At 49.6% G+C, this 23,891-nt stretch carries 20 protein-coding genes; 10 read left to right on the plus strand and 10 right to left on the minus strand.

Annotation, left to right across the window (positions count from 1 at the left end):
• Nucleotides 1-28 precede the first annotated feature (28 nt).
• The 5 genes from ACN0R1_RS04225 to prpF all read left to right on the plus strand — a co-directional run bounded on the left by ACN0R1_RS04225 (nt 29) and on the right by prpF (nt 6,629).
• Nucleotides 29-742: a GntR family transcriptional regulator gene (locus ACN0R1_RS04225; RefSeq protein WP_417580252.1), complete on the plus strand. Its 714-nt coding sequence runs from the start codon at nt 29-31 to the stop codon at nt 740-742.
• The gene (gene prpB / locus ACN0R1_RS04230) at nt 735-1,628 is read left to right on the plus strand and encodes a methylisocitrate lyase (RefSeq protein WP_151055914.1); all 894 of its coding nucleotides are present in this window, start codon (nt 735-737) and stop codon (nt 1,626-1,628) included. Before ACN0R1_RS04225 ends, prpB begins: the two co-directional genes overlap by 8 nt.
• Before the next feature lie 26 nt (nt 1,629-1,654).
• Nucleotides 1,655-2,785: a bifunctional 2-methylcitrate synthase/citrate synthase gene (gene prpC / locus ACN0R1_RS04235; protein ID WP_417580254.1), complete on the plus strand. Its 1,131-nt coding sequence runs from the start codon at nt 1,655-1,657 to the stop codon at nt 2,783-2,785.
• 78 nt (nt 2,786-2,863) lie between these two features.
• Nucleotides 2,864-5,449, plus strand: a complete 2,586-nt coding sequence (gene acnD / locus ACN0R1_RS04240; protein WP_417580256.1) for a Fe/S-dependent 2-methylisocitrate dehydratase AcnD — start codon at nt 2,864-2,866, stop codon at nt 5,447-5,449.
• A gap of 1 nt (nt 5,450) precedes the next feature.
• Nucleotides 5,451-6,629 carry a 2-methylaconitate cis-trans isomerase PrpF gene (gene prpF, locus ACN0R1_RS04245; RefSeq protein ID WP_417580258.1) on the plus strand — a complete coding sequence of 393 codons (1,179 nt, stop codon included), beginning with the start codon at nt 5,451-5,453 and terminating at the stop codon, nt 6,627-6,629.
• A gap of 100 nt (nt 6,630-6,729) precedes the next feature.
• Here prpF and ACN0R1_RS04250 read toward each other — a convergent pair whose 3' ends face one another.
• Nucleotides 6,730-6,921, minus strand: coding sequence for a DUF2892 domain-containing protein (locus ACN0R1_RS04250; protein WP_417580385.1), 192 nt, complete (start codon nt 6,919-6,921; stop codon nt 6,730-6,732).
• A 243-nt stretch (nt 6,922-7,164) separates the two neighbouring features.
• Here ACN0R1_RS04250 and ACN0R1_RS04255 point away from each other — a divergent pair, with 243 nt between their 5' ends.
• Complete coding sequence (locus tag ACN0R1_RS04255) at nt 7,165-7,935, plus strand: ferredoxin--NADP reductase (RefSeq protein WP_417580260.1); 771 nt, start codon at nt 7,165-7,167, stop codon at nt 7,933-7,935.
• Nucleotides 7,936-8,063: 128 nt separating this feature from the next.
• On the opposite strand, the gene ACN0R1_RS04260 is transcribed toward ACN0R1_RS04255, so the two are convergent.
• From ACN0R1_RS04260 to ACN0R1_RS04275, 4 genes are all read right to left on the minus strand, one after another.
• The gene (locus tag ACN0R1_RS04260; protein WP_417580262.1) at nt 8,064-9,779 is read right to left on the minus strand and encodes a proline--tRNA ligase; all 1,716 of its coding nucleotides are present in this window, start codon (nt 9,777-9,779) and stop codon (nt 8,064-8,066) included.
• 39 nt (nt 9,780-9,818) lie between these two features.
• Complete coding sequence (locus tag ACN0R1_RS04265; RefSeq protein ID WP_417580264.1) at nt 9,819-10,298, minus strand: DUF523 domain-containing protein; 480 nt, start codon at nt 10,296-10,298, stop codon at nt 9,819-9,821.
• Nucleotides 10,299-10,412: 114 nt separating this feature from the next.
• A complete protein-coding gene (locus ACN0R1_RS04270; RefSeq protein ID WP_417580266.1) occupies nt 10,413-11,033 on the minus strand; it encodes a response regulator transcription factor in 621 nt (206 codons plus the stop codon).
• Nucleotides 11,030-12,544 (minus strand): PAS domain-containing sensor histidine kinase, encoded by a 1,515-nt coding sequence (locus ACN0R1_RS04275; RefSeq protein ID WP_417580268.1) that lies wholly within the window; start codon nt 12,542-12,544, stop codon nt 11,030-11,032. Before ACN0R1_RS04275 ends, ACN0R1_RS04270 begins: the two co-directional genes overlap by 4 nt.
• Nucleotides 12,545-12,664: 120 nt before the next feature.
• Here ACN0R1_RS04275 and ACN0R1_RS04280 point away from each other — a divergent pair, with 120 nt between their 5' ends.
• Nucleotides 12,665-14,305, plus strand: coding sequence for an acyl-CoA synthetase (locus ACN0R1_RS04280; RefSeq protein ID WP_417580270.1), 1,641 nt, complete (start codon nt 12,665-12,667; stop codon nt 14,303-14,305).
• 57 nt (nt 14,306-14,362) lie between these two features.
• On the opposite strand, the gene mscS is transcribed toward ACN0R1_RS04280, so the two are convergent.
• Entirely contained in the window at nt 14,363-15,223 is an 861-nt protein-coding gene (gene mscS, locus ACN0R1_RS04285) for a small-conductance mechanosensitive channel MscS (protein ID WP_417580272.1), read from the minus strand.
• 51 nt (nt 15,224-15,274) lie between these two features.
• The gene (gene gdhA / locus ACN0R1_RS04290; RefSeq protein ID WP_417580274.1) at nt 15,275-16,627 is read right to left on the minus strand and encodes an NADP-specific glutamate dehydrogenase; all 1,353 of its coding nucleotides are present in this window, start codon (nt 16,625-16,627) and stop codon (nt 15,275-15,277) included.
• 607 nt (nt 16,628-17,234) lie between these two features.
• Here gdhA and nrdA point away from each other — a divergent pair.
• From nrdA to yfaE, 3 genes are read left to right on the plus strand one after another with little or no spacing between them, the layout of a single operon-like run.
• A complete protein-coding gene (nrdA, locus tag ACN0R1_RS04295) occupies nt 17,235-19,499 on the plus strand; it encodes a class 1a ribonucleoside-diphosphate reductase subunit alpha (protein WP_417580276.1) in 2,265 nt (754 codons plus the stop codon).
• Between the two features lie 58 nt (nt 19,500-19,557).
• Complete coding sequence (gene nrdB / locus ACN0R1_RS04300; RefSeq protein ID WP_417580278.1) at nt 19,558-20,688, plus strand: class Ia ribonucleoside-diphosphate reductase subunit beta; 1,131 nt, start codon at nt 19,558-19,560, stop codon at nt 20,686-20,688.
• 8 nt (nt 20,689-20,696) lie between these two features.
• Nucleotides 20,697-20,960, plus strand: a complete 264-nt coding sequence (gene yfaE / locus ACN0R1_RS04305; RefSeq protein WP_417580280.1) for a class I ribonucleotide reductase maintenance protein YfaE — start codon at nt 20,697-20,699, stop codon at nt 20,958-20,960.
• 298 nt (nt 20,961-21,258) lie between these two features.
• Here yfaE and nth read toward each other — a convergent pair whose 3' ends face one another.
• The 3 genes from nth to ACN0R1_RS04320 are packed head-to-tail and all read right to left on the minus strand — an operon-like array spanning nt 21,259 to nt 23,862.
• Nucleotides 21,259-21,891 carry an endonuclease III gene (gene nth / locus ACN0R1_RS04310; RefSeq protein WP_417580282.1) on the minus strand — a complete coding sequence of 211 codons (633 nt, stop codon included), beginning with the start codon at nt 21,889-21,891 and terminating at the stop codon, nt 21,259-21,261.
• Between the two features lie 10 nt (nt 21,892-21,901).
• Nucleotides 21,902-22,861 carry a diguanylate cyclase gene (locus ACN0R1_RS04315; protein ID WP_417580284.1) on the minus strand — a complete coding sequence of 320 codons (960 nt, stop codon included), beginning with the start codon at nt 22,859-22,861 and terminating at the stop codon, nt 21,902-21,904.
• Nucleotides 22,858-23,862, minus strand: a complete 1,005-nt coding sequence (locus ACN0R1_RS04320) for a response regulator (protein ID WP_417580286.1) — start codon at nt 23,860-23,862, stop codon at nt 22,858-22,860. The genes ACN0R1_RS04315 and ACN0R1_RS04320 overlap by 4 nt, the downstream gene beginning before the upstream one ends.
• Nucleotides 23,863-23,891 lie beyond the last annotated feature (29 nt).

Genomic DNA, 23,891 nt, shown 5'->3' on the forward strand with positions numbered 1-23,891 from the left:
ATATTGTCGACAATCTTAAAGGGTTGCTATGTCGAACAAAGATAATATTCTGCCTCTCGAACCCATTACCCGCACCTTGGCTGATCGGGTCTGTCAACAGATCGTCACGGCCATAGTGAAGGGTGAGCTTCCTGCAGGTTACAAAATTAGTGAGCCGGAATTGGCGCGCATGTACGGTATCAGCCGTGGACCTTTGCGTGAGGCTATACGTCGCCTGGAAGGGCTGCGCCTGATTGAGCGTAAAGCACATGTGGGTGCTCGGGTGGTTAAGCTCTCAGCAAATGAGTTGATCGAAATCTATCATGTCCGTGAAGCGCTGGAAGGCATGGCCTGTCGTCTGGCTGCACAAAACATGACAGATGCCGAGATCGCTTCGCTGAAGGGACTGCTGGATCAGCATGAGCTTTCAGTGGAAGAAGAAGCCTGGAGCTCTTACTTCCAGAAAGAGGGCGACCTTGATTTTCACTACCGTATTGTACAGGGCAGCAAAAATGCCAAGCTGTTAGAACTGCTGGGTGCTGACCTTTACCACCTGGTACGCATGTACCGTTATCAGTTCAGTGTTTCCAGTTCAAGACCCAAGCGGGCACTGAAGGAACATCGACAGATCATTGATGCAATTGAGTCCCGAGATCCGGAGTTGGCTGAGTTGCTGATGCGTCGACATATCAGTTCTGCACGTCGCAATATTGAAAACAAACTGAACAAAGTGTCCGAAACTAAAGGGGAAAATAATGGCTAATAAACTGACTGCAGGTGCGCGTTTTCGCAAAGCACTGGCTGAAAACCAACCGCTGCAGATTGTTGGTACTATCAATGCCTATCATGCAATGATGGCAACGCGTGTAGGTCATCAGGCTATCTACTTGTCTGGTGGTGGTGTTGCCAATGCCTCTTACGGCCTGCCTGACTTGGGCATGACTTCTATGAATGATGTATTGGAAGATGTGCGCCGCATTACCAGTGCCGTTGAAACCCCCTTGCTGGTCGACATAGATACAGGTTGGGGTGGTGCATTCAACATGGCCCGTACAGTTAAAGAGATGATTAAAGCCGGCGCGGCGGCCGTACATCTGGAAGATCAGGTGGCGCAAAAGCGTTGTGGCCATCGTCCGAATAAAGAAATTGTTTCTCTGGCTGAAATGGTAGATCGCGTTAAAGCGGCTGTGGATGCGCGTACCGACGATGATTTCTTTATCATTGCCCGTACCGATGCCTTCCAAATGGAAGGGCTGGAGCCGGCGGTTGAGCGTGCTCAGGCCTGTCTGGAAGCGGGTGCTGACGGTATTTTTGCCGAAGCCGTGCACACCCTGGAAGATTATAAAGCCTTTGCTCAGGGTATTAACGGTGCACACTTGTTGGCCAATATCACTGAGTTTGGTGCAACGCCGCTGTTTAACAAACAGGAACTGGCCGAAAACGGTGCCTCTATGGTGCTTTACCCCTTGTCAGCTTTCCGCGCAGCCAACCAGGCCGCATTGAATGTATTCCAGCATCTGCTGGATGATGGCGATCAAAAAGCGGTTGTCGACACCATGCAGACGCGTATGGACCTGTACGATTTTCTTAACTATCACGATTTTGAACAGAAGCTTGATCAGTTGTTTGCCCAGGGCAAAAACAAGTAAGCCGATTCAAACGAGGAGATATTCAAATGGCTGAAGCTAAAAAGCTCTCTGGTGCTGGTCTGCGTGGCCAGTCTGCAGGCACAACCGCTCTATGTACCGTGGGTCAATCTGGATCAGGTCTGACCTACCGCGGTTATGATATTCATGAGCTGGCAGAAAAATCCACCTTTGAAGAAGTGGCCTACCTGTTGCTCAAAGGCAAACTGCCAAATCAGGCTGAGCTGGATGCGTATATCGCTAAGCTGAAAACCTTACGTGCGCTGCCGGATGCACTGAAAGTTGTACTGGAACAGATCCCCAAAGATGCACATCCGATGGATGTCATGCGTACCGGCTGTTCCATGCTGGGTAACCTGGAAACCGAAGCCAGCTTTGACGAGCAGCAGGATGCGACTGATCGCTTACTGGCACTGTTTCCATCGATTATCTGCTACTGGTATCGCTTTACTCACGATGGTGTACGTATTGATACAGTGACAGATGATAACTCTGTCGGTGGTCATTTTCTGCATTTGCTGCGCGATGAGAAACCCAGTGAGCTGCATGCACGGGTCATGAACGTGTCGCTGATTCTTTATGCGGAGCATGAGTTTAATGCCTCGACCTTTACTGCACGTGTCTGTGCATCCACTTTGTCTGATCTGCACAGCTGCATTACTGGTGCTATAGGTTCCCTGCGCGGTCCGTTGCACGGTGGTGCCAATGAAGCGGCAATGGCTATGATCGAAGACTGGACCTCACCTGAGCAAGCCGAAGCTGAAGTCATGGGCATGCTGGCGCGTAAAGATAAAATTATGGGCTTCGGTCATGCAGTCTACAGTACCTCCGATCCACGTAATGCTCTTATTAAGCAGTGGTCTGAAAAACTGTCTAAAGATGTCGGTGATACGGTGTTGTTCCCGGTATCTGAGCGTGTTGAAGCGGTGATGTGGCGCGAGAAGAAACTCTTCTGTAATGCGGACTTCTTCCATGCCAGTGCTTACCATTTTATGGGTATCCCGACTAAGCTGTTTACTCCGATCTTTGTCTGCTCACGCCTGACAGGTTGGGCTGCACATGTGTTCGAACAGCGTGCTAACAACCGTATTATTCGTCCAAGTGCTGACTATAACGGCCCTGAGCCACGTCCGGTTACACCGATTGAAGAACGCGACTGATCGCTGAGCGGGAGTGGCTGTTAACGGCCACTCCTCCGATTATGTTGTTGAATTACCTGATACTAGAGAGCCCCTGCAATGAATACAGACTACCGTAAGCCTTTGGCGGGCACTCAACTGGACTACTTCGACACCCGTGCGGCGGTCGATGCCATCCAGCCGGGTGCTTATGAAAAACTTCCCTATACCTCACGCGTATTAGCCGAACAGCTGGTACGGCGTTGTGAACCTGACGCCCTGACTGACTCGCTGACACAGTTAATCGAGCGTAAACAGGAACTTGATTTTCCCTGGTATCCTGCTCGCGTAGTCTGCCACGACATTTTGGGTCAGACGGCGCTGGTGGATCTGGCCGGTTTACGTGACGCCATCGCCGAGAAGGGCGGTGATCCTGCCAAAGTGAATCCCGTGGTGCCCACACAGCTGATCGTTGACCATTCGCTGGCTGTAGAATGCGGCGGTTTTGATCCGGATGCTTTTGAAAAGAACCGTGCCATCGAAGACCGTCGTAACGAAGACCGTTTTCATTTCATTGAATGGACCAAAACCGCTTTTAAGAATGTTGATGTGATTCCGGCCGGTAACGGCATCATGCACCAGATCAACCTGGAGAAGATGTCACCGGTGATTCAAGCGCGTGACGGTGTCGCTTTCCCGGACACCTGTGTGGGTACCGATTCGCATACCCCTCACGTCGATGCCCTGGGCGTTATAGCCGTCGGTGTCGGTGGTCTGGAAGCTGAAACCGTCATGCTGGGCCTGCCCTCCATGATGCGTCTGCCGGATATTGTCGGTGTCGAGCTGGTGGGTAAACGCCAGCCAGGTATCACTGCGACAGACATCGTTTTGGCAATGACCGAATTTTTGCGTAAAGAGCGTGTTGTGGGTGCCTATCTGGAGTTCTTTGGTGAAGGTGCATCCAGCCTCACCATCGGTGATCGTGCGACCATTTCCAACATGACACCGGAGTACGGTGCTTCTGCAGCGATGTTTTATATCGACGAGCAGACTATCGATTACCTCAAGCTAACGGGTCGTGAGCCTGAGCAGGTTGAGCTGGTAGAAAACTACGCCAAACTGACCGGTCTCTGGGCGGATAGCCTGACAACGGCTGAGTATGAACGCGTACTGAAATTTGACCTGTCCAGCGTGGTACGCACCATGGCCGGACCATCCAATCCACATGCACGTGTTTCCACCAGCGATCTGGCCGCCAAAGGGATTGCCGGTAAGTGGGAAGAAGTTGAAGGTGAAATGCCAGATGGCGCGGTGATCATTGCCGCCATTACCAGCTGTACCAATACCTCCAACCCACGTAACGTGGTGGCCGCTGGTCTGTTGGCGAAAAAAGCCAATGAACTGGGTCTGATTCGTAAGCCCTGGGTGAAGTCTTCCTTTGCACCGGGTTCCAAGGTCGCCAAGCTCTATCTGGAAGAAGCCGGTCTGCTGACTGAGCTGGAAAAACTTGGCTTTGGTATCGTCGCCTATGCCTGCACTACCTGTAACGGTATGTCGGGTGCCCTGGATCCTAAGATCCAGCAGGAAATCATTGACCGTGACCTCTATGCCACGGCCGTGCTATCCGGTAACCGTAACTTTGACGGTCGTATTCACCCTTATGCCAAGCAGGCATTCCTGGCTTCACCGCCGCTGGTAGTGGCTTACGCGATTGCCGGTACCATTCGTTTTGATATTGAAAAGGATGTGCTGGGTACCGACAAAAACGGTAACCCGGTCACCCTGAAAGATATCTGGCCGTCTGATGAAGAGATCGATGCACTGGTGAAAACCAGCGTCAAGCCAGAGCAGTTCAAGCAGATTTACATCCCGATGTTTGATCTGGATCGTGGCGAAGAAGCCAAGAGCCCACTGTATGACTGGCGCCCCATGTCGACCTACATACGTCGCCCACCTTACTGGGAAGGCGCTTTGGCCGGTGAACGTACGATGAAGGGCATGCGTCCGCTGGCTGTACTGCCGGATAACATCACTACGGATCACCTGTCACCCTCCAATGCCATCATGATGGACAGTGCCGCGGGTGAATACCTGCACAAAATGGGTGTGCCGGAAGAAGACTTCAACTCTTACGCTACCCACCGTGGTGACCACCTGACTGCTCAGCGTGCCACCTTTGCCAATCCAAAGCTGATTAATGAAATGGCTGTTGTGGACGGACAGGTCAAGCAGGGTTCACTGGCGCGTGTTGAGCCGGAAGGCAAGGTCATGCGCATGTGGGAAGCCATTGAGACCTATATGGAGCGCAAACAGCCACTGATTATTGTCGCTGGCGCTGATTATGGTCAGGGTTCTTCACGTGACTGGGCCGCCAAAGGTGTACGTCTGGCCGGTGTTGAAGTGATTGCGGCGGAAGGCTTTGAGCGTATCCACCGTACCAACCTGATCGGCATGGGTGTTTTACCGCTGCAGTTTGAAGAAGGTACCACCCGCAAGACGTTGAACATCGACGGTACCGAAACCTATGATGTTGAAGGCGAGCTCAAAGCACGTGGCACCATGACGCTGGTTATCAACCGTAAGAACGGTGAGCAGGTTAAAGTGCCGATGATCTGCCGTCTGGATACAGAAGCTGAAGTTGGGGTTTATCAGGCGGGTGGCGTATTACAGCGTTTCGCCCAGGACTTCCTGGAAGGCGGTGTTTAATATGTCCAGTGTTGCACAAATGAAAATCCCCGCCACCTACATGCGTGGCGGCACCTCCAAGGGGGTGTTTTTCAGCCTGACGGAACTGCCTGATGCGGCGCAGGTTCCCGGTGAAGCCCGCGATAGCATGCTGTTGCGGGTAATCGGTAGCCCTGATCCTTATGGTCAGCAGATCGATGGTATGGGAGGGGCGACCTCCAGTACCTCTAAAACCGTCATTCTGTCTAAAAGCGAACAGCCTGATCATGATGTCGATTACCTGTTCGGTCAGGTTGCCATCAATAAGGCTTTTGTCGATTGGTCTGGCAACTGCGGTAATCTCACGGCGGCTGTCGGTGCTTTTGCCATCAGCAAGGGGCTGGTTGATCCGGCCCGTATACCTGAAAATGGCATTTGCACTGTACGCATCTGGCAGAAAAACATCGGCAAGACCATTATTGCCCATGTGCCGATTACCCAGGGTGAGGTACAGGAAACCGGTGACTTCGAGCTGGATGGGGTGACTTTTCCAGCCGCTGAGGTCGTGATCGAGTTTATGGATCCTGCTGATGGTGAAGGCTCCATGTTTCCTACGGGAAACCTGATCGATGAGCTGGAGGTGCCGGGTATCGGTACCTTTAAAGCGACCATGATCAATGCCGGTATTCCGACTATTTTTGTCAATGCGGCGGATATCGGATATCAGGGTACAGAGTTGCAGAAAGACATTAACGCGGATGCCGATGCACTGGCACGCTTTGAAACCATGCGTGCCTATGGTGCATTGAAGATGGGATTGATTAAGGATGTGTCCGAAGCGGCTGCACGTCAGCACACGCCGAAGATTGCCTTTGTGGCTCCGGCAACAGACTACCAGGCCTCCAGTGGTAAACAGATTGCTGCCAGTGACATAGATGTCTGTGTAAGAGCACTGTCGATGGGCAAGCTGCACCATGCGATGATGGGTACGGCTTCAGTGGCCATAGCTACAGCCGCGGCTGTAACCGGTACGTTGGTGAACCTGGCGGCAGGCGGCTGTGAACGTGACGCCGTGACCTTTGGTCACCCATCCGGTACGTTACGTGTTGGTGCAGCGGCTTCGTTGGTCGACGGTGAATGGACTGCAACCAAAGCGGTGATGAGCCGCAGTGCGCGTGTCTTGATGGAAGGTTGGGTAAGAATTCCCGGCGATACCTTCTAAACTAAGGTTTTTGTACCTTAGATTTGTTGTGCCCCTGAGTGAGAATCCACGAGAACCCTTCAGGCTCCCGTGGTTTTTTGAGCCCGATTCTATATCGGGCTTATTTTTTCATACCACAGGTATTGATGCCAAACAGACTATAAGCAGGGCAACGTCCAGCCAGTCCGGTAATCAGTGGCACTATGCCGATCCAGGTCCAGGGTGTTCCCATGCCCATTACAGCCAGTACCAGCAGTAAGATACCTACAGCAATTCGTACAATCTTATCGATGCTGCCTACATTCACTTTCAAGTCCATCATTATCTCCTTGAGCCAGGGTTGTTCGGAGTCTATACGTCTGTTTACTGTATATTAGACTATGCTAAATATAAATGATTCCGTGTTATTATTCGGGCAATTGGTTTGCTGATTTGAGTGGAAGTGTATTTATATTTCTTTTTATTATAAAAAAAGTATAAATAATTCTTTTATATTATATGTCTAGGCACGTTACACTGCTGTCATAGTTAATTTGTATCTGACAGGAAGCAGAGAATGTCTAATCTTCAGAAAGAAACAGTGCTGGAAGTGCAGCACTGGAATGAGAAATTGTTCAGTTTTAAAACCACACGTGATCATGGCTTTCGCTTCAAAAATGGCCATTTCACTATGATAGGCCTGGAAGTCGAAGGTAAGCCGTTATTGCGTGCTTACAGTATTGCCAGTGCTAACTATGAAGAAAATCTTGAGTTTTTCAGTATCAAGGTGCCGGATGGTCCACTGACTTCACGGTTACAGCAGATACAGCCTGGTGATCAGATTTATATCAGTCGCAAACCCACAGGTACCTTGCTGACCGACTTCTTGTTACCGGGTAAGCATTTGTACCTGCTGTCGACCGGTACAGGCCTGGCGCCGTTTATGAGCATCATTAAAGACCCGGACGTTTATGAGCAGTACGATAAAGTGATTCTGGTGCACGGTGTGCGCTATGTATCGGAATTGGCGTATCAGTCCGAAATTCAGGAACAACTGCCTGCCAATGAGTTTTTTGGCGATATGATCAGTGAGCGTCTGTTGTATTACCCAACAGTAACGCGTGAGCCTTATGTAAACCAGGGACGCATTACTAATCTGATGCTGGATGGCACCCTGTTCAGGGACTTGGGATTACCCCAACCCAATCTGGATGATGATCGCTTTATGATTTGTGGCAGTCCCGAGATGCTTAAAGATCTTACTCAGGTGCTGGATAACTGGGGCTTTAGTGAAACCCGTAAGGGTGTGCATGGACAGTATGTCATTGAGCGTGCATTTGTAGATTAATCGATGTGGCTGCAATAAAAAACGGCAGCTTTTAGACTGCCGTTTTTATCTACGTGATGTATCTGCGCCGCGGTCGCATGAATGCGAAAGCACGGCGCAGGTTGCTAGCTCTTGGTTTTAACCAGAGTTCAGCTCAGTTGCTGCTGCAGAAACTGCAGGGCATCATCCGCCGAAATGTCGCGTGATTCGGCATCACGGCGATGCTTATATTCCAGCGTGCCAGCATTCAATCCACGCTCTGAAATAACCAGACGATGGGGAATACCGATCAGTTCCATATCCGCAAATTTGACCCCTGGACGCTCCTTGCGGTCATCCAGAAATACGTCAATGCCAATAGACGTCAGGGCGGTGTAAAGTGCATCGGATTTTTCGCGTACCAGCTCTGACTTGTCATAGTTCAAAGGCACCAGGGCAACACTGAAAGGCGCCAATGCTTCTGGCCAGATAATGCCGTTGCTATCGTGGTTCTGTTCAATGGACGCAGCGACAACACGGGTTACACCGATACCGTAGCAACCCATTTCCATCACCACGGCCTTGCCATTTTCATCGAGGACGGTGGCATTCATGGCAGTAGAGTAGCTGTTACCCAACTGGAATACATGGCCCACTTCAATACCGCGTTTGATCTCCAGTGATCCCTGGCCACAGGGGCTCGGATCGCCGGCCACCACGTTACGGATATCTGCAACCTGAGGTGTGGGCAGATCGCGCTCCCAGTTAAGACCGAAGTAGTGTTTGTCTTCGATGTTGGCACCGGCACCAAAGTCAGCCATCACGGCAACCGTGCGGTCGATGATGCAGGGAATGGTTAGATTAATCGGGCCTAATGAGCCAGGGCCTGCACCGATTACCGCACGAATTTCCTCTTCGGTTGCCATACGCAGCGGACTGGCGACCTCTGGCAGTTTTTCGACCTTGATTTCGTTCAGCTCATGGTCACCGCGAATCAGCAGAGCGATAAAGTCCGCTTCACATTCATCACTAGCAGCGACAATCAGGGTTTTGATGGTCTTTTCGATAGGAAGATTAAAGCCTTCCACCAAGGCCGCAATGGTTTTGGTGTCAGGGGTATCCACCAGACGCATGGCCTCAGTCGGAGCTGGACGAGGAGATGCTGGCGCGAGGGCCTCGGCTTTTTCGATATTAGCCGCATAACTGCCGGTATCGGAAAAGGCGATATCGTCTTCGCCTGAATCGGCTAATACATGGAATTCATGCGATGAGTTACCACCAATCGAGCCGTTATCCGCCAGAACCGGGCGGTAGTTCAGCCCCAGTCGATCAAAAATACGGCTGTAGGCGTTGTACATTATTTCATAGGTTTGCTGCAGTGATTCACGATTGGTATGGAAAGAGTAAGCATCTTTCATGATGAACTCACGTGAACGCATCACGCCGAAGCGTGGACGTATCTCATCGCGAAACTTGGTCTGAATTTGATAGAAGTTGGCAGGTAGCTGTTTGTAACTGCGTATTTCGCGACGAATAAAATCGGTGATGACCTCTTCGTGGGTCGGGCCTACACAGAAATTACGACCATGACGGTCCTGAATGCGCAGCAACTCAGGTCCATATTTTTCCCAGCGTCCGGATTCCTGCCAGAGCTCGGCGGGTTGTACAGCGGGCATCAGCACTTCCAACGCACCAGCGGCATCCATCTCTTCTCTAACGATGCGTTCTACTTTACGCAGCGTTCGTAACCCTAAAGGTAGCCAGGTGTACAAACCAGACGCCAGTTTGCGGATCATACCGGCCCGCAGCATCAGTTGGTGGCTGATTACTTCAGCATCAGAAGGGGTTTCTTTCAGGGTGGAGATTAAGTATTGACTGGCGCGCATAGGGGAGCTGTTCCGTAGTTGACGAAAATAGCCCCCATTTTAGGCCGCTTCGGTCTGCTCTTCAACAAAGCGGATCAGATCTTCGAGTTGGTGTTCATTAAATACCGGAATACCGTTACGAATCAGCTCATCGGCGGCAACACCCGGGGCATAGGTCAGGTTACCTGAAAAACTGCCGTCATAAATCTGATTGTTGCCACAGGAGGGGCTGCGTGATTTCATCAGCGCACAACAGACTTGCTGTTGTTGGGCAATTTGCAGCGTCTTTTCAGCACCCGCCAGAAATTCTGGAGTGACATCTTGGCCATCACTGGTGGTAATCAAAATAGGGAAGCGGCATTGCGTTTCAGCGGGAGGTCTAGGGGTGGGAAGCCCACCGAGTGTCTCGGGGCAGACCATAACTAATCGGCCCTGTTGTTTCCAGCGCATAAGAACAGGGTGGTCTAGCAGATTATCCCGCCCGTCATAGCGTACTTTCGCGCCCATTAAACAAGCGCTAACCAGAATATTACCCATCATCCATTTCCTGATTTGTTTTTTATAGTTATTGTATTTTAGCAGCGATATTTTACCGTCTGATGACTCGCTGTACCAGTGACCAGACAGTAAAACTAAACAGACTATTGATGAGGATCAGGTCGTAGTGCCTGGGGGGAGTCGGTTGCCCATATTGACCAGCACGGGCAGGCTGGTGGCCTGCATTTTAGCCATCACCCGTGCACGATGCACTTCGACTGTTTTGGGACTGATGCCCAGACTGTCAGCCACTTCACGATTAGATTGTCCTTGAACCACCAGTGCCATTACTTCCCGTTCGCGTTGACTCAGGCTGTTAAAGCGCTGTTGCAGTTCGGTGGTCTCACGATGTGCACTAAAGCGCTGCTCAGCTTCCAACAAGGCTTTGCTAACCAGACCCAGTAGGTGGCGGTCATCGAAAGGCTTCTCGATAAAATCGAGGGCGCCGGCTTTCATCGCATTGACAGCCATGGGGATATCGCCGTGACCACTGATCAGAATCACCGGTAGTTGAATATCTCGCTGTTGCAGGATCTGCTGCAGCGCCAGACCGTTAATACCCGGCATGCGGACATCCAGCAGCAGACAGCCTTGTTCATTCTGATAAGTGTCCAGAAATTCGGTAGCGGAGGCGGTGCTGATGACATCATAACCCGCGGAGCTGAGTAACCACTGCATGGAATCACGAAAGTCGTTATCGTCATCAACAAGAAATACTTTGTTATTATCGGTTGTCATTGTGTGCTTCTCAGAGGTAACTTGAAATGGAAGCAACTGCCGCTTTTCCCGTCACTTTCAGCCCATAGCTGACCACCATGACTTTCTATCAGTGAACGAGAAATCGACAGCCCCATACCCAGACCGTTTACTTTACTGGTCATGAAGGGTTCAAACAACTGTGCCATCATTTCCGGTTTGATACCGCAAGCCTGATCACACACGCTGATCTGAATGGCTTGAGGCATTGCCCGAGTTATCAGGGTGATGACAGCCGCATCAGTATTGAGGGTTGAATAGGCTTCAATGGCATTGCGTAACAAGTTAAGCAGGACCTGCTCGACTTGAACCCGATCGCCCTGGACAACCGGGTTGCTATCATCCAGTTCAAATTGAAAACGCACCTGCTGGTCTCTGGCATCCTGATGCAGAAACTCAGTAACTTCCCTGCAGCATTCATTGATTTTAAATGGGCAGGACTGCACCTCGGTACGTTGTACAAAACGACGAATTCTACGAATGATTTCAGCCGCACGATGAGCCTGGCGTGAGATCAGCTCCAACGCACGCTGGGTTTGTGTTGCTGTCTGGAGTTGCTGCTCTTCGATTTGTCGCAGCGTACCGTTACTGTAGTTCAGTATCGTTGCCAGCGGCTGGTTGATTTCATGCGCCAGTTCAGTGGCCATTTCACCGACTGACAGCAGTCGTGACATGTGAGCCATCTCATTTTGATGGCGCTTATATTGCTGTTCAGCCTGTTTTCGGGCGGTAACGTCCCGTCCTATCAGGGTGTAATAGTCGACCAGGGTGCGATCATTGCGGTCTCTGTGTGCAATGATCTCGCGTAGTTCCGCCACGCGCAGACTGTCATCTGGCAGCGCCATCGGGATAGCCCCGTGCCAGTTACCCTCAATCGCCGCAACTTGTAAAGCGGGGAGCACGGCATCCTGGTATAGCCTATCAGTAAATAGCTGTTTGAGCTGCTTGCGTGCGGTCGTGCCGCTGGTGTTCAGTGTGCGTTGGGCGGCTTCGTTTAAGTAGGTAAAAGTTTGCGTGTTGTACTGACAGAACAGGATCATATCTGAAGAAGCTTCAACAACCTTGGCCAGGCGCCGGGTAGCCTGCTGGGCAAGTTCGCGCTCGGTAACATCCCTCGAGACACAAATCACTTCCAGCGGATTACCCTGTTCATCACGAATGGTGCGGCTGGTGGTTTCAAACCAGATGTAATGGCCCAGTTTATGACGGTAGCGATAGGTGTTGGTATACAAACCATCACGGTATATGACACTGTCACTGCGATTTTTCAGGTTATCTGCATCTTGCGGGTGAAACAGGGCATAGCCTGAGGTACCGATAATGTCTTCGGCTTTGTATCCCAGCAGGGGCTCGATGGCTGGATTGACGTCGATGAAAATCCACTCCGGCGTAGCACTGTGGCGTGAAATGAGGTCTGTTGACTGCTCTGCCAGCAGCCGGTAGCGATCAGCTTCTTTCTGGCAGCGCAGCAACGCTTGGTGTAAATCTATCATGCGATTATTTTCCTTATTATCTGACGCACGAATTATCGCTCTTTGGCTTAAGTCGGCTTGTGAAATAAGGGAAAATACGTATTATTGCACAAAACGACAGGGACATTACTGGAGAATAACATGACTAAGTCAAATCATAATCCCTATACCTTGGGTTTAGATCAGAACCCGGCTAACTTTACCCCCCTCAGCCCCCTAAGCTTTATATCCCGTGCATCTGATGTATTTCCTGAGCGCACGGCCGTAATCCATACCGGGGTTCGGCGTAACTGGCGGGAAACCTTTCTCCGATGTCGTAAACTGGCCAGTGCGCTGGTTAAGCGAGGCATAGGCAAGGGGGATACCGTTGCTGTTATGGCGCCTAATTTACCCGAAGTGTTTGAAGCTCATTTTGGCGTGCCTGCAACCGGCGCGGTGCTGAATGCGCTCAATATTCGTCTGGATGCCGAGGCTATTGCTTTTATTCTCCAGCATGGTGAAGCCAAGGTAGTGATTACCGACCGGGAGTTCTCTGAAGTGATTCAGCGCGCTGTACGGATGATGGCCCACAAACCGCTGGTCATAGATATTGATGACCCATCCTATGAAGGCGGTGAGCTTATCGGTGAGATGGATTATGAAGCCTTTATCGCCCAGGGTGATGATGACTATCCCTGGGTGCTGCCGGAAAACGAATGGGATGCCATTACCCTCAACTATACCTCTGGTACTACTGGTGATCCTAAAGGGGTGGTTTATCATCACCGTGGTGCTTACCTCAATGCCATGAGTAATGCGTTATCCTGGGATATGGGGCACCATCCAGTGTACCTCTGGACCTTACCTATGTTTCATTGCAATGGTTGGTGTTTCCCTTGGACGATTGCGGCCACAGTGGGGGTGAGTGTTTGTCTACGTCACGTCCGTGCCGATTGCATTTATGAATTGATCAAAACTGAAAAGGTGAATCACTTCTGCGGTGCCCCCATCGTACTCAATATGCTCAACAATGCCGCGGATGAGATGAAAGCCGGTATTAACCATGAAGTGAAGGTGATGACAGCCGGTGCCGCGCCACCAGCCAGTGTGATCGAAGGGATGGAGCAGATGGGCTTCAAAGTCACTCATGTGTATGGTCTGACAGAAACTTACGGTCCCAGTGTGGTGTGTGCCTGGCATGAAGAGTGGGATGAAAAAAATGCCACTGAAAAAGCCCGACTTAAATCACGACAGGGCGTGCGTGCACCGATGCTGGAAGGCCTAATGGTCGCCAATCCGGAAACGATGGTGCCAGTGGCTCAGGATGGCAAAACGCTCGGTGAAATTTTTATGCGCGGTAACCTGGTGATGAAAGGTTACCTGAAAAATCCCACCACGACCGATGCGTCATTCAGGGGTGGATGGTTCCACTCAGGCGATTTGGCTGTCTGGCATGCAGATGGTTACATCGAGATCAAGGACCGCTCCAAGGATATCATCATATCCGGAGGGGAGAATATTTCCTCGATTGAAGTTGAAGATGTGTTGTATCGTCATCCTGGCGTAATGGAAGCCGCTGTAGTGGCTATGAGTGATGACAAGTGGGGCGAGGTGCCCTGTGCCTTTGTAACGCTTAAGACAGTCGCTGTAGGGGAGGTGACTGAGGCTGATATTATTCAGTTCTGCCGTGATAATATGGCACGCTTTAAGATACCTAAGAAAATCATCTTCTGTGATCTGCCGAAAACATCCACGGGCAAAATTCAGAAGTTTGTGCTCAGGGATCAGGCCAATCAAGAGTAAACACTGTGTACGAGGATTTACAGATCACTCTGCAAATCCTCGTACACAACGGTTAAATCAAGCTTTTTCTTCGCGGATCAGATGTATATCCATCTGCGGAAAAGGTATGCCTATACCGTTGTTATCTAACTCTTCCTTAATTTTTTCCAGCAGATCCCAGCGAACAGTCCAGTAGTCGGCACTGTTGACCCAAGGGCGTACAATCAAATCGACTGAAGACGCACCCAGTTCATTGACTGAGATATTGCAGGCCGGATCTTTGAGGATACGCTCGTCGGCATCAACGATCTTCTGTAGCACCTGTTTGGTTTTTTGCAGGTCAGCTGTATAGGAAACACCAATAACCAGGTCAATACGACGTCGTTCTTCTTTTGAGTAGTTGACGATATTGCCACCGAGAATATTGGAATTGGGCACCACGATAATGCGATTATCACCAGTTTTCATCACCGTGGTGAAAATTTGCACTGACTCGACAACGCCAGCCGTTCCAGCTGCTTCAATAAAGTCACCGGCTTTGAAAGGGCGAAAACCTATCAGCAGAACACCTGCCGCAAAGTTAGATAGTGAGCCTTGCAAGGCAAGACCTATAGCCAGACCGGCCGCACCGACAATGGCAACAAAAGACGCTGTATGTACCCCAACCCGTCCAAGCGCAGCAATAATGACAAAAGCCAGCAGTGCATACTTGATCAAACTGGTGACAAAGTTGGCAATAGTCGGATCAATCTTGCGCTTCTTGAGTACCCGGTTTAAGGAGTTGGTGGCGATTTTTATCACCATCGAACCTATCAGGATAATCAGCAGTGCGGCTGTCAAATTAACCGCGTAGCTAATGATCAATTCTTGATTGTTGGTGACCCAGCCGCTGACATCATTACCCAGCTTCGCCGTGTTACTCAGTAGGTTTTCGTCCATTGTTCCGCTCCTTCATTACAGATAAGGTTCAATTCTATCAATGCTGCCGAATTAAACCAGACCCTGATCAATCATCGCATCGGCAACCTTTCTAAAGCCCGCAATATTGGCACCCAGCACCAGATTTGTAGGCTCATTGAACTCTTTGGCTGTGTCACTGCTGCGTTGATAAATACCATTCATAATTGCCTTGAGACGGTTATCTACCTCCTCAAATGTCCATTGCGTCATGCTGGCGTTCTGTGCCATTTCCAGCTGACTCGTGGCAACACCGCCAGCATTGGCCGCTTTACCTGGGCCGTAACAGATGCCAGCTTCGAGGAATAGATCCACAGCATCAGCCGTAGACGGCATATTGGCACCCTCACTGATGCAGTAAACGCCCTGTTCAAGCAGCACTTTGGCATCCGCAAGGGTTAATTCATTTTGTGTGGCGCTAGGGAAGGCGGCTTGTGCTTTGAAGCGCCATACGGCATGGCCATCGGTTGGATAATCACTGACAGGGATATATTTGGCTGTCGGATGGGTATCCAGATAGGCTTCCAGTGAACTGCGTCTGACTTCCTTAAGCTCTTTTAGCAGGCCTAAATCGATGCCCTGTTCGTGATAAATAGTACCTTGTGAATCGGAACAAGTGACAGGAAGTGCCCCGAGTTGGTAAAGTTTTTCAATGGTGTAAATCGCTACGTTACCGGCGCCTGACACCAGGCAGGTTTTATTTTTCAGGCTGTCATTGCGATCTTGCAGCATGTTTTCAGCAAAATAAACCGCACCGTAACCTGTCGCCTCCTTGCGTGCCAGAGATCCGCCCCAGTTCAGCCCTTTGCCGGTCAACACGCCTTCATAAGAACCGGTCAGGCGTTTGTACTGACCATACATATAGCCAATTTCACGTGCGCCTACGCCGATATCACCCGCTGGGACATCTATGGTTGCGCCGATATGACGGTGCAGTTCAGTCATGAACGCCTGGCAGAAACGCATAACTTCCATATCGGAACGACCTTTGGGGTTGAAATCAGATCCCCCTTTGCCACCACCAATCGGCAAACCAGTCAGTGCATTTTTAAAAATCTGTTCGAAACCGAGGAATTTGATAATGCCGGCGTTTACGCTGTGATGAAAGCGCAGCCCGCCTTTATAAGGACCCAGTGCTGAGCTGAACTGAACCCGGTAGCCTTTATTAACCTGGACGCGTCCCTGGTCATCATGCCAGACAACCCGGAACATCATTTGCCGTTCGGGTTCTACCAGACGTTCGATGATTCCCTGCTCCCGATAGTGCTTGTCCTTGTCCAGCAGAGGGCGGATTGAATCTAACACCTCTTCCGCGGCTTGATAGAACTCTGTCTGGGCTGGACTGCTTTTTTGCAGTCGAAGCAGTGTGTCATGAACATAGGGCATGATAGATTTTCCTTTAAAGGCTGTAAGTGTTTCAAAATGGCGCATATCATACGCTTAATGCACATATTTGGGGATTGTTCAAATGTATTAAGTCATTCTTTGTTGTTATTTTTTATAATTATTTATCTTAATTGTTTGAAATATAGAATTTAATTCTAAAATTGTGTCTCTGTAGAGTTGATGATCACAATGGGTGCGTTTTTTATTTTTAGTGCATTATTTTGGTGATTTATGGATTTTTAGTGGCCGGGTTTCTTATCTAAACCGGTTGCTGCTCTCCAGCGATATGTCAGTATGCTGCGTCGGGTCAATGTTCAGGCAAGATAACTGTTGTTAAAATGAAAAAAAATCACGTCATATTTTGTTCAGAAAAACTTCATAATTACATTGGCTGAAAGCCAGTGCTCATCCCTGCTGTAGTCTGTTGACGGTCGGGTGTTACACCTGATTGGTGTCAAAATCAAGAGTTGAAATTCTTTTTAAAATAACTATATTTGGTGTCAACTTGAGATGTATGCACTACATATTGTGTTTTCAGGCTAAAAAGTGATCAGCTGTTTTAAGGTTGGTTGCCCCATGAATATTTGATATACGGAAGAGCGGTGTTATGCAGAAAAATCTGATGGTAACCAAGCGAGATGGACGTCGGGAACCTATCGATCTGGAAAAAATTCACCGAGTCATCATCTGGGCTGCGGAAGGACTGCAAAATGTATCCGTATCGCAAGTTGAGCTGAGTGCACACATCCAGTTCTATGATGGGATCAAGACTTCGGATATTCACGAAACCCTGATCAAGTCGGCTGCCGATTTGATTTCAGAAGAAGCCCCTGATTATCAATATTTAGCCGCACGTCTAGCTATTTTTCATCTGCGTAAGCGTGCGTTCGGCTGTTTTGAAGCCCCGGACCTTTATACCCATGTTCGTGGTTTGGTAGACGCACAGCGTTATGACAAGCACCTGATTGAAGACTATACCCAGGCCGAATTTGATGAGTTGAATGCACATATCGATCATAGCCGGGATATGAACTTTAGCTACGCCGCTGTAAAGCAGTTGGAAGGCAAGTATCTGGTGCAAAACCGGGTAACCGGAAAGGTGTATGAGTCACCGCAGATTTTGTATATGCTGGTTTCCGCGTGCTTGTTCAGCCGCTATCCGCAAGAAACCCGTTTGAGCTACGTTAAGCGCTTTTACGATGCCACCTCTTTGTTCAAGTTGTCACTGCCAACGCCGATCATGGCGGGTGTACGTACACCGACACGCCAGTTCAGCTCCTGCGTATTGATTGAAACAGATGATAGTCTGGATTCTATCAATGCCACCGCCGGTGCAATTGTTAAGTATGTCTCTCAGCGTGCTGGCATAGGTATTAACGCCGGTCGTATCCGTGCCATAGGTAGCCCTATCCGTAACGGTGAAGCCTTCCATACAGGCTGTATTCCGTTTTATAAGCATTTCCAGACGGCGGTTAAGTCCTGTTCGCAGGGTGGTGTTCGTGGTGGCGCAGCAACCCTGTTTTATCCGATCTGGCATCTGGAAGTGGAATCCTTGCTGGTGCTGAAGAACAATCGGGGTGTAGAAGAGAACCGAGTGCGCCATATCGACTATGGCGTACAGATCAACAAACTCATGTATCAGCGTCTGATCAAGGGTGAAAATATAACCCTGTTTAGTCCGCATGAAGTACCGGGTTTGTATGAAGCTTTCTTTGCCGATCAGGATGAGTTTGAGCGTCTCTATGTGATGTATGAGCAGCAGCCTGAGATACGTAAACAAACTATCAAGGCGGTTGAGCTGTTTGGTCTGTTGGCGGCTGAGCGTGCTTCCACTGGACGTATCTATATTCAGAACGTTGATCACTGCAATACCCACAGCCCGTTCGATCCGGCTGTGGCGCCTGTGCGTCAGTCCAACCTTTGTCTGGAAATTGCACTGCCCACCAAGCCACTGCAAGATGTGAATGATCCGGAAGGCGAGATCGCCCTCTGTACTTTGTCGGCCTTCAACCTGGGTGCTTTGGCATCATTGGATGAGTTGGAAGACCTGGCTGATTTGATCGTTCGTGCCCTGGATAACCTGCTGGACTATCAGGACTACCCAATTCCAGCTGCTTATAATGCCACTGAAAATCGCCGTACATTGGGTGTCGGTGTGACTAACCTGGCCTACTACCTGGCTAAAAATGGTGTGCGTTATTCAGATGGTTCGGCGAATGGTCTGGTTCATCGTACCTTTGAGGCTATTCAGTACTTCTTGCTCAAGGCTTCAAATCAACTGGCCAAAGAGCTGGGTGCCTGTCCCAAGTTCAATGAAACCACCTATGCTAAAGGGTTGTTGCCAATTGATACCTACAAGCGCGATGTAGATAGCTTCTGTGAAGAGCCACTGCATTACTTCTGGGAAACGCTGCGTGAAGACATTCGTGAATTCGGGCTACGCAATTCTACGCTGACGGCATTGATGCCTTGTGAGACTTCGTCTCAGATCACCAATTCCACCAACGGCATTGAGCCACCACGTGGCTTTGTTTCAGTAAAATCCAGCAAGGATGGGATCATGAAACAGGTTGTGCCTGAGTATTTGGAGTTGCGGGATAAATACGAGTTGCTTTGGGATATCCCTAGTAATGAGGGTTACCTGCAGTTGGTGGGTATTATGCAGAAATTTGTTGATCAGTCCATTTCAGCGAATACCAACTATGATCCAACCCGTTTCCCCGGTGATAAAGTGCCGATGAAACAGCTGATGAAGGATTTGCTGACCGCTTACAAATACGGTTTGAAAACGCTCTATTACCATAATACCCGTGATGGAGCGTCAGACCAGCAGGATGATGCTGGTTGTGAAGGAGGAGCCTGCAAGCTGTAAAGTGCAGGCTGATCCCGCTTTTCACTTAGGTCTCACACAAGGAACAAGAGCAACGGTTATGTCATATTCAACATTTAGTACCAGTGATCACGACGCCACACTTGAGCCGATGTTTTTCGGACGCAGTGTCAATGTTGCTCGTTATGACAGACAGAAATATCCAATTTTTGAAAAACTGATCGAGAAGCAGTTGTCTTTTTTCTGGCGACCGGAAGAAGTTGATCTGACCAAAGATCGCAAGGATTTCTCAGATATGCCGGAACACGAAAAGCATATATTTCTGAGTAACCTTAAGTATCAAACACTGTTGGATTCGGTACAGGGACGTTCTCCCAATATCGCTTTTCTACCGGTGGTCTCACTGCCAGAGCTGGAAACCTGGTTTGAAACCTGGGCCTTTAGTGAAACCATTCACAGCCGCTCCTACACGCATATTATTCGCAACATCATCACCGAACCTTCGGTGGTGTTTGATGAGATAGTGACTAACCCGGAAATTGTGCGTCGTGCCGAGTCAGTCACGCGCTTGTATGACGAGTTTATCGAGCTGGTAACGGTATACAGCTTGTATGGCCCAGGTAAAAAGGAGGTCGATGGTCGGGTGCTGGATGCCAGTTTGTATAACCTGAAAAAGAAACTCTACCTGACACTGGTGTCGGTGAATGTGCTGGAAGCTATTCGCTTCTATGTCAGCTTTGCCTGCTCGTTTGCCTTTGCTGAACGGGCGATCATGGAAGGTAATGCCAAAATTATTCGCCTGATTGCCCGTGATGAAGCCTTACATCTGACCGGTACACAGCAGATGCTGAATATTCTGGCTTCGGGTCGTGATGATCCTGATTTCAAGCAGATCGCCATTGAATGTCGTCAGGATGTGATAGGTATTTTTCAGGAAGCCGCTCAGCAGGAAAAAGACTGGGCCGTCTATCTGTTCAGCCAGGGGTCGATGATCGGTTTGAACGCACGTATTCTCGGTGATTACGTTGAATATATCACCAATGTCAGAATGCGCGCGCTGGGGCTGGATGATCTCTTCCCGGCACGTCAGAACCCCTTGCCCTGGATGAACGCCTGGTTGATCAGTGACAATGTTCAGGTAGCGCCTCAGGAGTCTGAAATCAGTTCGTATCTGGTTGGTCAGATCGATAATGACGTAGAAACTGAAGACTTTGACGGCTTTGATCTCTGAGAAACACTATGGCTGGCATTCCTCGAATCAAGGTTAATAATTTTCATACTTTCTATTATCAGTATGAGCCCACTCTACTGGATGCACTGGAGGCGCAGCAAATCCCTGCCGCTTACAACTGTCGGGGGGGGTACTGTGGTACCTGCAAGGTCAGGCTGCTTGATGGTCAGGTAGAGGCCGTGCAGGACGCTCTGGTTGATTTGAGAGATGATGAAATACTCACCTGTTGCTGTCGTCCGGCATCACATATCGAAATAGAGCTACCGGAGTAATCCGATGGCTCTGTTTTTATCTTCCCCTGCACTGAAAATGCGTAAAAAACAAGCCTTAATTTTTGACTTTTGCACATGCGAAAAGGCTTGACAGCAATTGATTGATCCAGATCAAAAGAAATTCAGTATAACCCCTCTTGACTATCCTAACATGTTGATTATAAATGGTTATTTATAACTTGGCTGTTTTTGTATCAATTCGCTGAAAGCCCCGTACTACGCCGAGTTGCGCTATTGATCCAAAAACTAATCACAGATTTATCCACAGATAATGTGAGTAACAAATAGCTGTGTGTAACTATTCGGTTTTATCCTTGAACTCGCACAGATCTTCAATTACACAGGCACCACAACGCGGTTTTCGGGCAGTACAGATATAACGGCCGTGCAAGATCAGCCAGTGATGCGCATCCAGTAAAAATTCAGCAGGTACAAAGTGCGTCAGACGCTTTTCTACCTCCAATACATTTTTGCCCTTGGCGATTCCGGTGCGGTTAGACACGCGAAAAATATGTGTATCCACCGCCATCACGGGCTGTCCAAAGGCGGTGTTCAGGACAACATTAGCGGTCTTGCGTCCGACACCGGGGAGTTTTTCCAAGGCTTCACGTGTTTGTGGGACTTCACCTTGATGTTCACTCAGTAGCAAGGCGCAGGTTTTAATCACATTCTCGGCTTTGGTGTTAAACAGGCCGATGGTGCGGATATAGACTTTGACACCCTCTACACCCAGCTGTAGCAGCTTTTCAGGCGTATTAGCGACTGGGAATAGCTTGCGGGTGGCTTTGTTAACACTGACATCCGTGGCTTGCGCGGACAGCATAACTGCAATCAGCAGTTCAAACGGGGACTGGTATTCCAGCTCTGTGCGTGGTTCAGGGTTTTGCTCGCGCAGGCGCGAAAATATTTGGTAACGTTTTTCAGCATTCATGGGTAGCTCATCACAGGGTTACAAACTGATTGCGTCCATTTTCCTTAGCTTGGTACAGGGATTGATCGGCTTTTTCCAGCCAACTCTGATAGTCAGAAAAACTGTTATCGGCCTCGGCAACACCCAGACTGATAGTGACCATGAGTTGTTCGCCTTCGTAAGCAATAGGCTGGGTTTCTACGGTGTAGCGCAGGCGTTCGGCCAGGATCTCAGCATTGGCTGCCGGGGTGTTCAGCAGGAGGATGCCGAACTCTTCACCGCCGTAACGTCCGGCAATATCGGTGGTGCGTATCATCTGGCGAATAAAGTCTGCAAGCTGACGGATGACGGCATCGCCAGCCAGGTGGCCTTGGCTGTCATTGACCTGTTTAAAGTGATCTATATCCAATAAAATCAATGAGGTAGGCTGTTGAGTTCGAACAAAACGATCAAATTCCTGCTGCAGACACATCTCCCAGTAACCACGGTTGTTCAGGCCGGTTAAGTGGTCTGTACGACTGAGTTTACACAGTTCCTGATTGGCTTTTTCAAGTGCCTGGCGACTGACGGCCTCATCGGTAACATCATAAATAATCAGACCGATCTGTTTGATATTACCGTCCGATGATGTCAACGGGATTAGTGTAACATTCTGGTACATCCAGCGTGTTGAACCAGTAATTGGGCGGTAACTATTGAAACGAAACAGCCAGGGACGTTCTTCCCAGGTCATAAATGCGGGATTATGTAATGTCAGTACGCTGTTGAGCTTACGCTTGAACCATAGGGTATCCAACTCAGGAAATACACTGAACAAGGACTGTCCATGTACCTGGCTACTGGGCATGCCAGAATGATTGACCATGAAATCATTCCATAATGCGACCTTGAAATCACTGTCGAGTATCATCAGGCCAACATCCAGGTTGTCCAATAAACTCATTTTCCAGTGCAGGGTATGTAGTTCAGTCTGGTGTGTTTGTTGCGTCATTTCAGCAGTTCCAGGCGCTCAGTCAGCGCAGGCAGGGATTCTTCAGTAAACAGCATCAGCAGATTGCAGTGTGTTGTACTGTCAGCGATTCGGTAATCAATCTCGATACACAGTAATTGCTGATTCGCAGTCGGACTGTGCTCAAAACGAGGTGACTCAGAATGAAGGCCAAGAATACGAGGTGTACCTCGGCTGAGTGACAAGTCCAGCAGCTTGCTGAAGTTAGACAGGAATGCACCCGTAAGCACGTTGGCAATATCCATCAGAACGGCGCGCTCGGTGGTTTCGGTAAGCTCACCTTGGTAATGCAATAAATTAGCTAGATCAGTAATGGATGAGTCCTGAAAAATCAGCAGGGCTTCACCCGCAATTCCCAGACCGCAGAATCCCTGGCAAACAGTTGTGGCCGGTTGCTCCCCCGAGGCTGTTTTGAGTGCAATGGCCAGATCTTGGGTGGTAATGCGATCAACACGGGGAACGGGTAGGTGAATGAACCGCTGTAACACGTCGGCCAACTGACTTGCTGTGCGTCCCATGGCGATATTGGCCACTTCCTGCACCGAGTCTGTAAGGCTGTCGGGTATGCTTAAGAGCATGTCGGTGGATGCGGGTGAATCGCGAGGCTCCAGTTCATCAATCAGACCGTAGTCTTTCAGAGATCCAGTCAGCAACTCTGCATTGATGGGTTTGGCGATAAATCCAAGCGCACCCAATGCCATAACCCGCTTTCTGGCTGTTTGCTGTACATCACCAGAAACGACGACAGTCAGGCAGGGCAGGTCATCACGTCGAATACGCTCCAATACCTCATAACCATCCATAATCGGCATATTCAGATCAAGAAACAGCAGGTGCCCCTTGCCTAAGCGTATCGCCTCAAGGGCTTTCAGACCATGCTCAGCAAAGGTGATATCAACATTCCAGTGTTTGAGTGCACGACCCATTTGGTTTCTGGCGAGCTGAGAGTCATCGCAGATAACGACAGGGATCGGCTGTGCCACAGGCTACTGCTCCGGTTCTGAATGTATAA

Origin of the sequence: Nitrincola sp. (assembly GCF_048264025.1) — a bacterium.
Lineage (GTDB): Bacteria > Pseudomonadota > Gammaproteobacteria > Pseudomonadales > Balneatricaceae > Nitrincola.

Coding starts and splice junctions, on each gene's coding strand:
- ACN0R1_RS04225 (WP_417580252.1), top strand. CDS start 29: ATGTCGAACAAAGATAATATTCTGCCTCTCGAACCCATTACCCGCACC.
- prpB (WP_151055914.1), top strand. CDS start 735: ATGGCTAATAAACTGACTGCAGGTGCGCGTTTTCGCAAAGCACTGGCT.
- prpC (WP_417580254.1), top strand. CDS start 1,655: ATGGCTGAAGCTAAAAAGCTCTCTGGTGCTGGTCTGCGTGGCCAGTCT.
- acnD (WP_417580256.1), top strand. CDS start 2,864: ATGAATACAGACTACCGTAAGCCTTTGGCGGGCACTCAACTGGACTAC.
- prpF (WP_417580258.1), top strand. CDS start 5,451: ATGTCCAGTGTTGCACAAATGAAAATCCCCGCCACCTACATGCGTGGC.
- ACN0R1_RS04255 (WP_417580260.1), top strand. CDS start 7,165: ATGTCTAATCTTCAGAAAGAAACAGTGCTGGAAGTGCAGCACTGGAAT.
- ACN0R1_RS04260 (WP_417580262.1), bottom strand. CDS start 9,779: ATGCGCGCCAGTCAATACTTAATCTCCACCCTGAAAGAAACCCCTTCT.
- ACN0R1_RS04265 (WP_417580264.1), bottom strand. CDS start 10,298: ATGATGGGTAATATTCTGGTTAGCGCTTGTTTAATGGGCGCGAAAGTA.
- ACN0R1_RS04270 (WP_417580266.1), bottom strand. CDS start 11,033: ATGACAACCGATAATAACAAAGTATTTCTTGTTGATGACGATAACGAC.
- ACN0R1_RS04275 (WP_417580268.1), bottom strand. CDS start 12,544: ATGATAGATTTACACCAAGCGTTGCTGCGCTGCCAGAAAGAAGCTGAT.
- ACN0R1_RS04280 (WP_417580270.1), top strand. CDS start 12,665: ATGACTAAGTCAAATCATAATCCCTATACCTTGGGTTTAGATCAGAAC.
- mscS (WP_417580272.1), bottom strand. CDS start 15,223: ATGGACGAAAACCTACTGAGTAACACGGCGAAGCTGGGTAATGATGTC.
- gdhA (WP_417580274.1), bottom strand. CDS start 16,627: ATGCCCTATGTTCATGACACACTGCTTCGACTGCAAAAAAGCAGTCCA.
- nrdA (WP_417580276.1), top strand. CDS start 17,235: ATGCAGAAAAATCTGATGGTAACCAAGCGAGATGGACGTCGGGAACCT.
- nrdB (WP_417580278.1), top strand. CDS start 19,558: ATGTCATATTCAACATTTAGTACCAGTGATCACGACGCCACACTTGAG.
- yfaE (WP_417580280.1), top strand. CDS start 20,697: ATGGCTGGCATTCCTCGAATCAAGGTTAATAATTTTCATACTTTCTAT.
- nth (WP_417580282.1), bottom strand. CDS start 21,891: ATGAATGCTGAAAAACGTTACCAAATATTTTCGCGCCTGCGCGAGCAA.
- ACN0R1_RS04315 (WP_417580284.1), bottom strand. CDS start 22,861: ATGACGCAACAAACACACCAGACTGAACTACATACCCTGCACTGGAAA.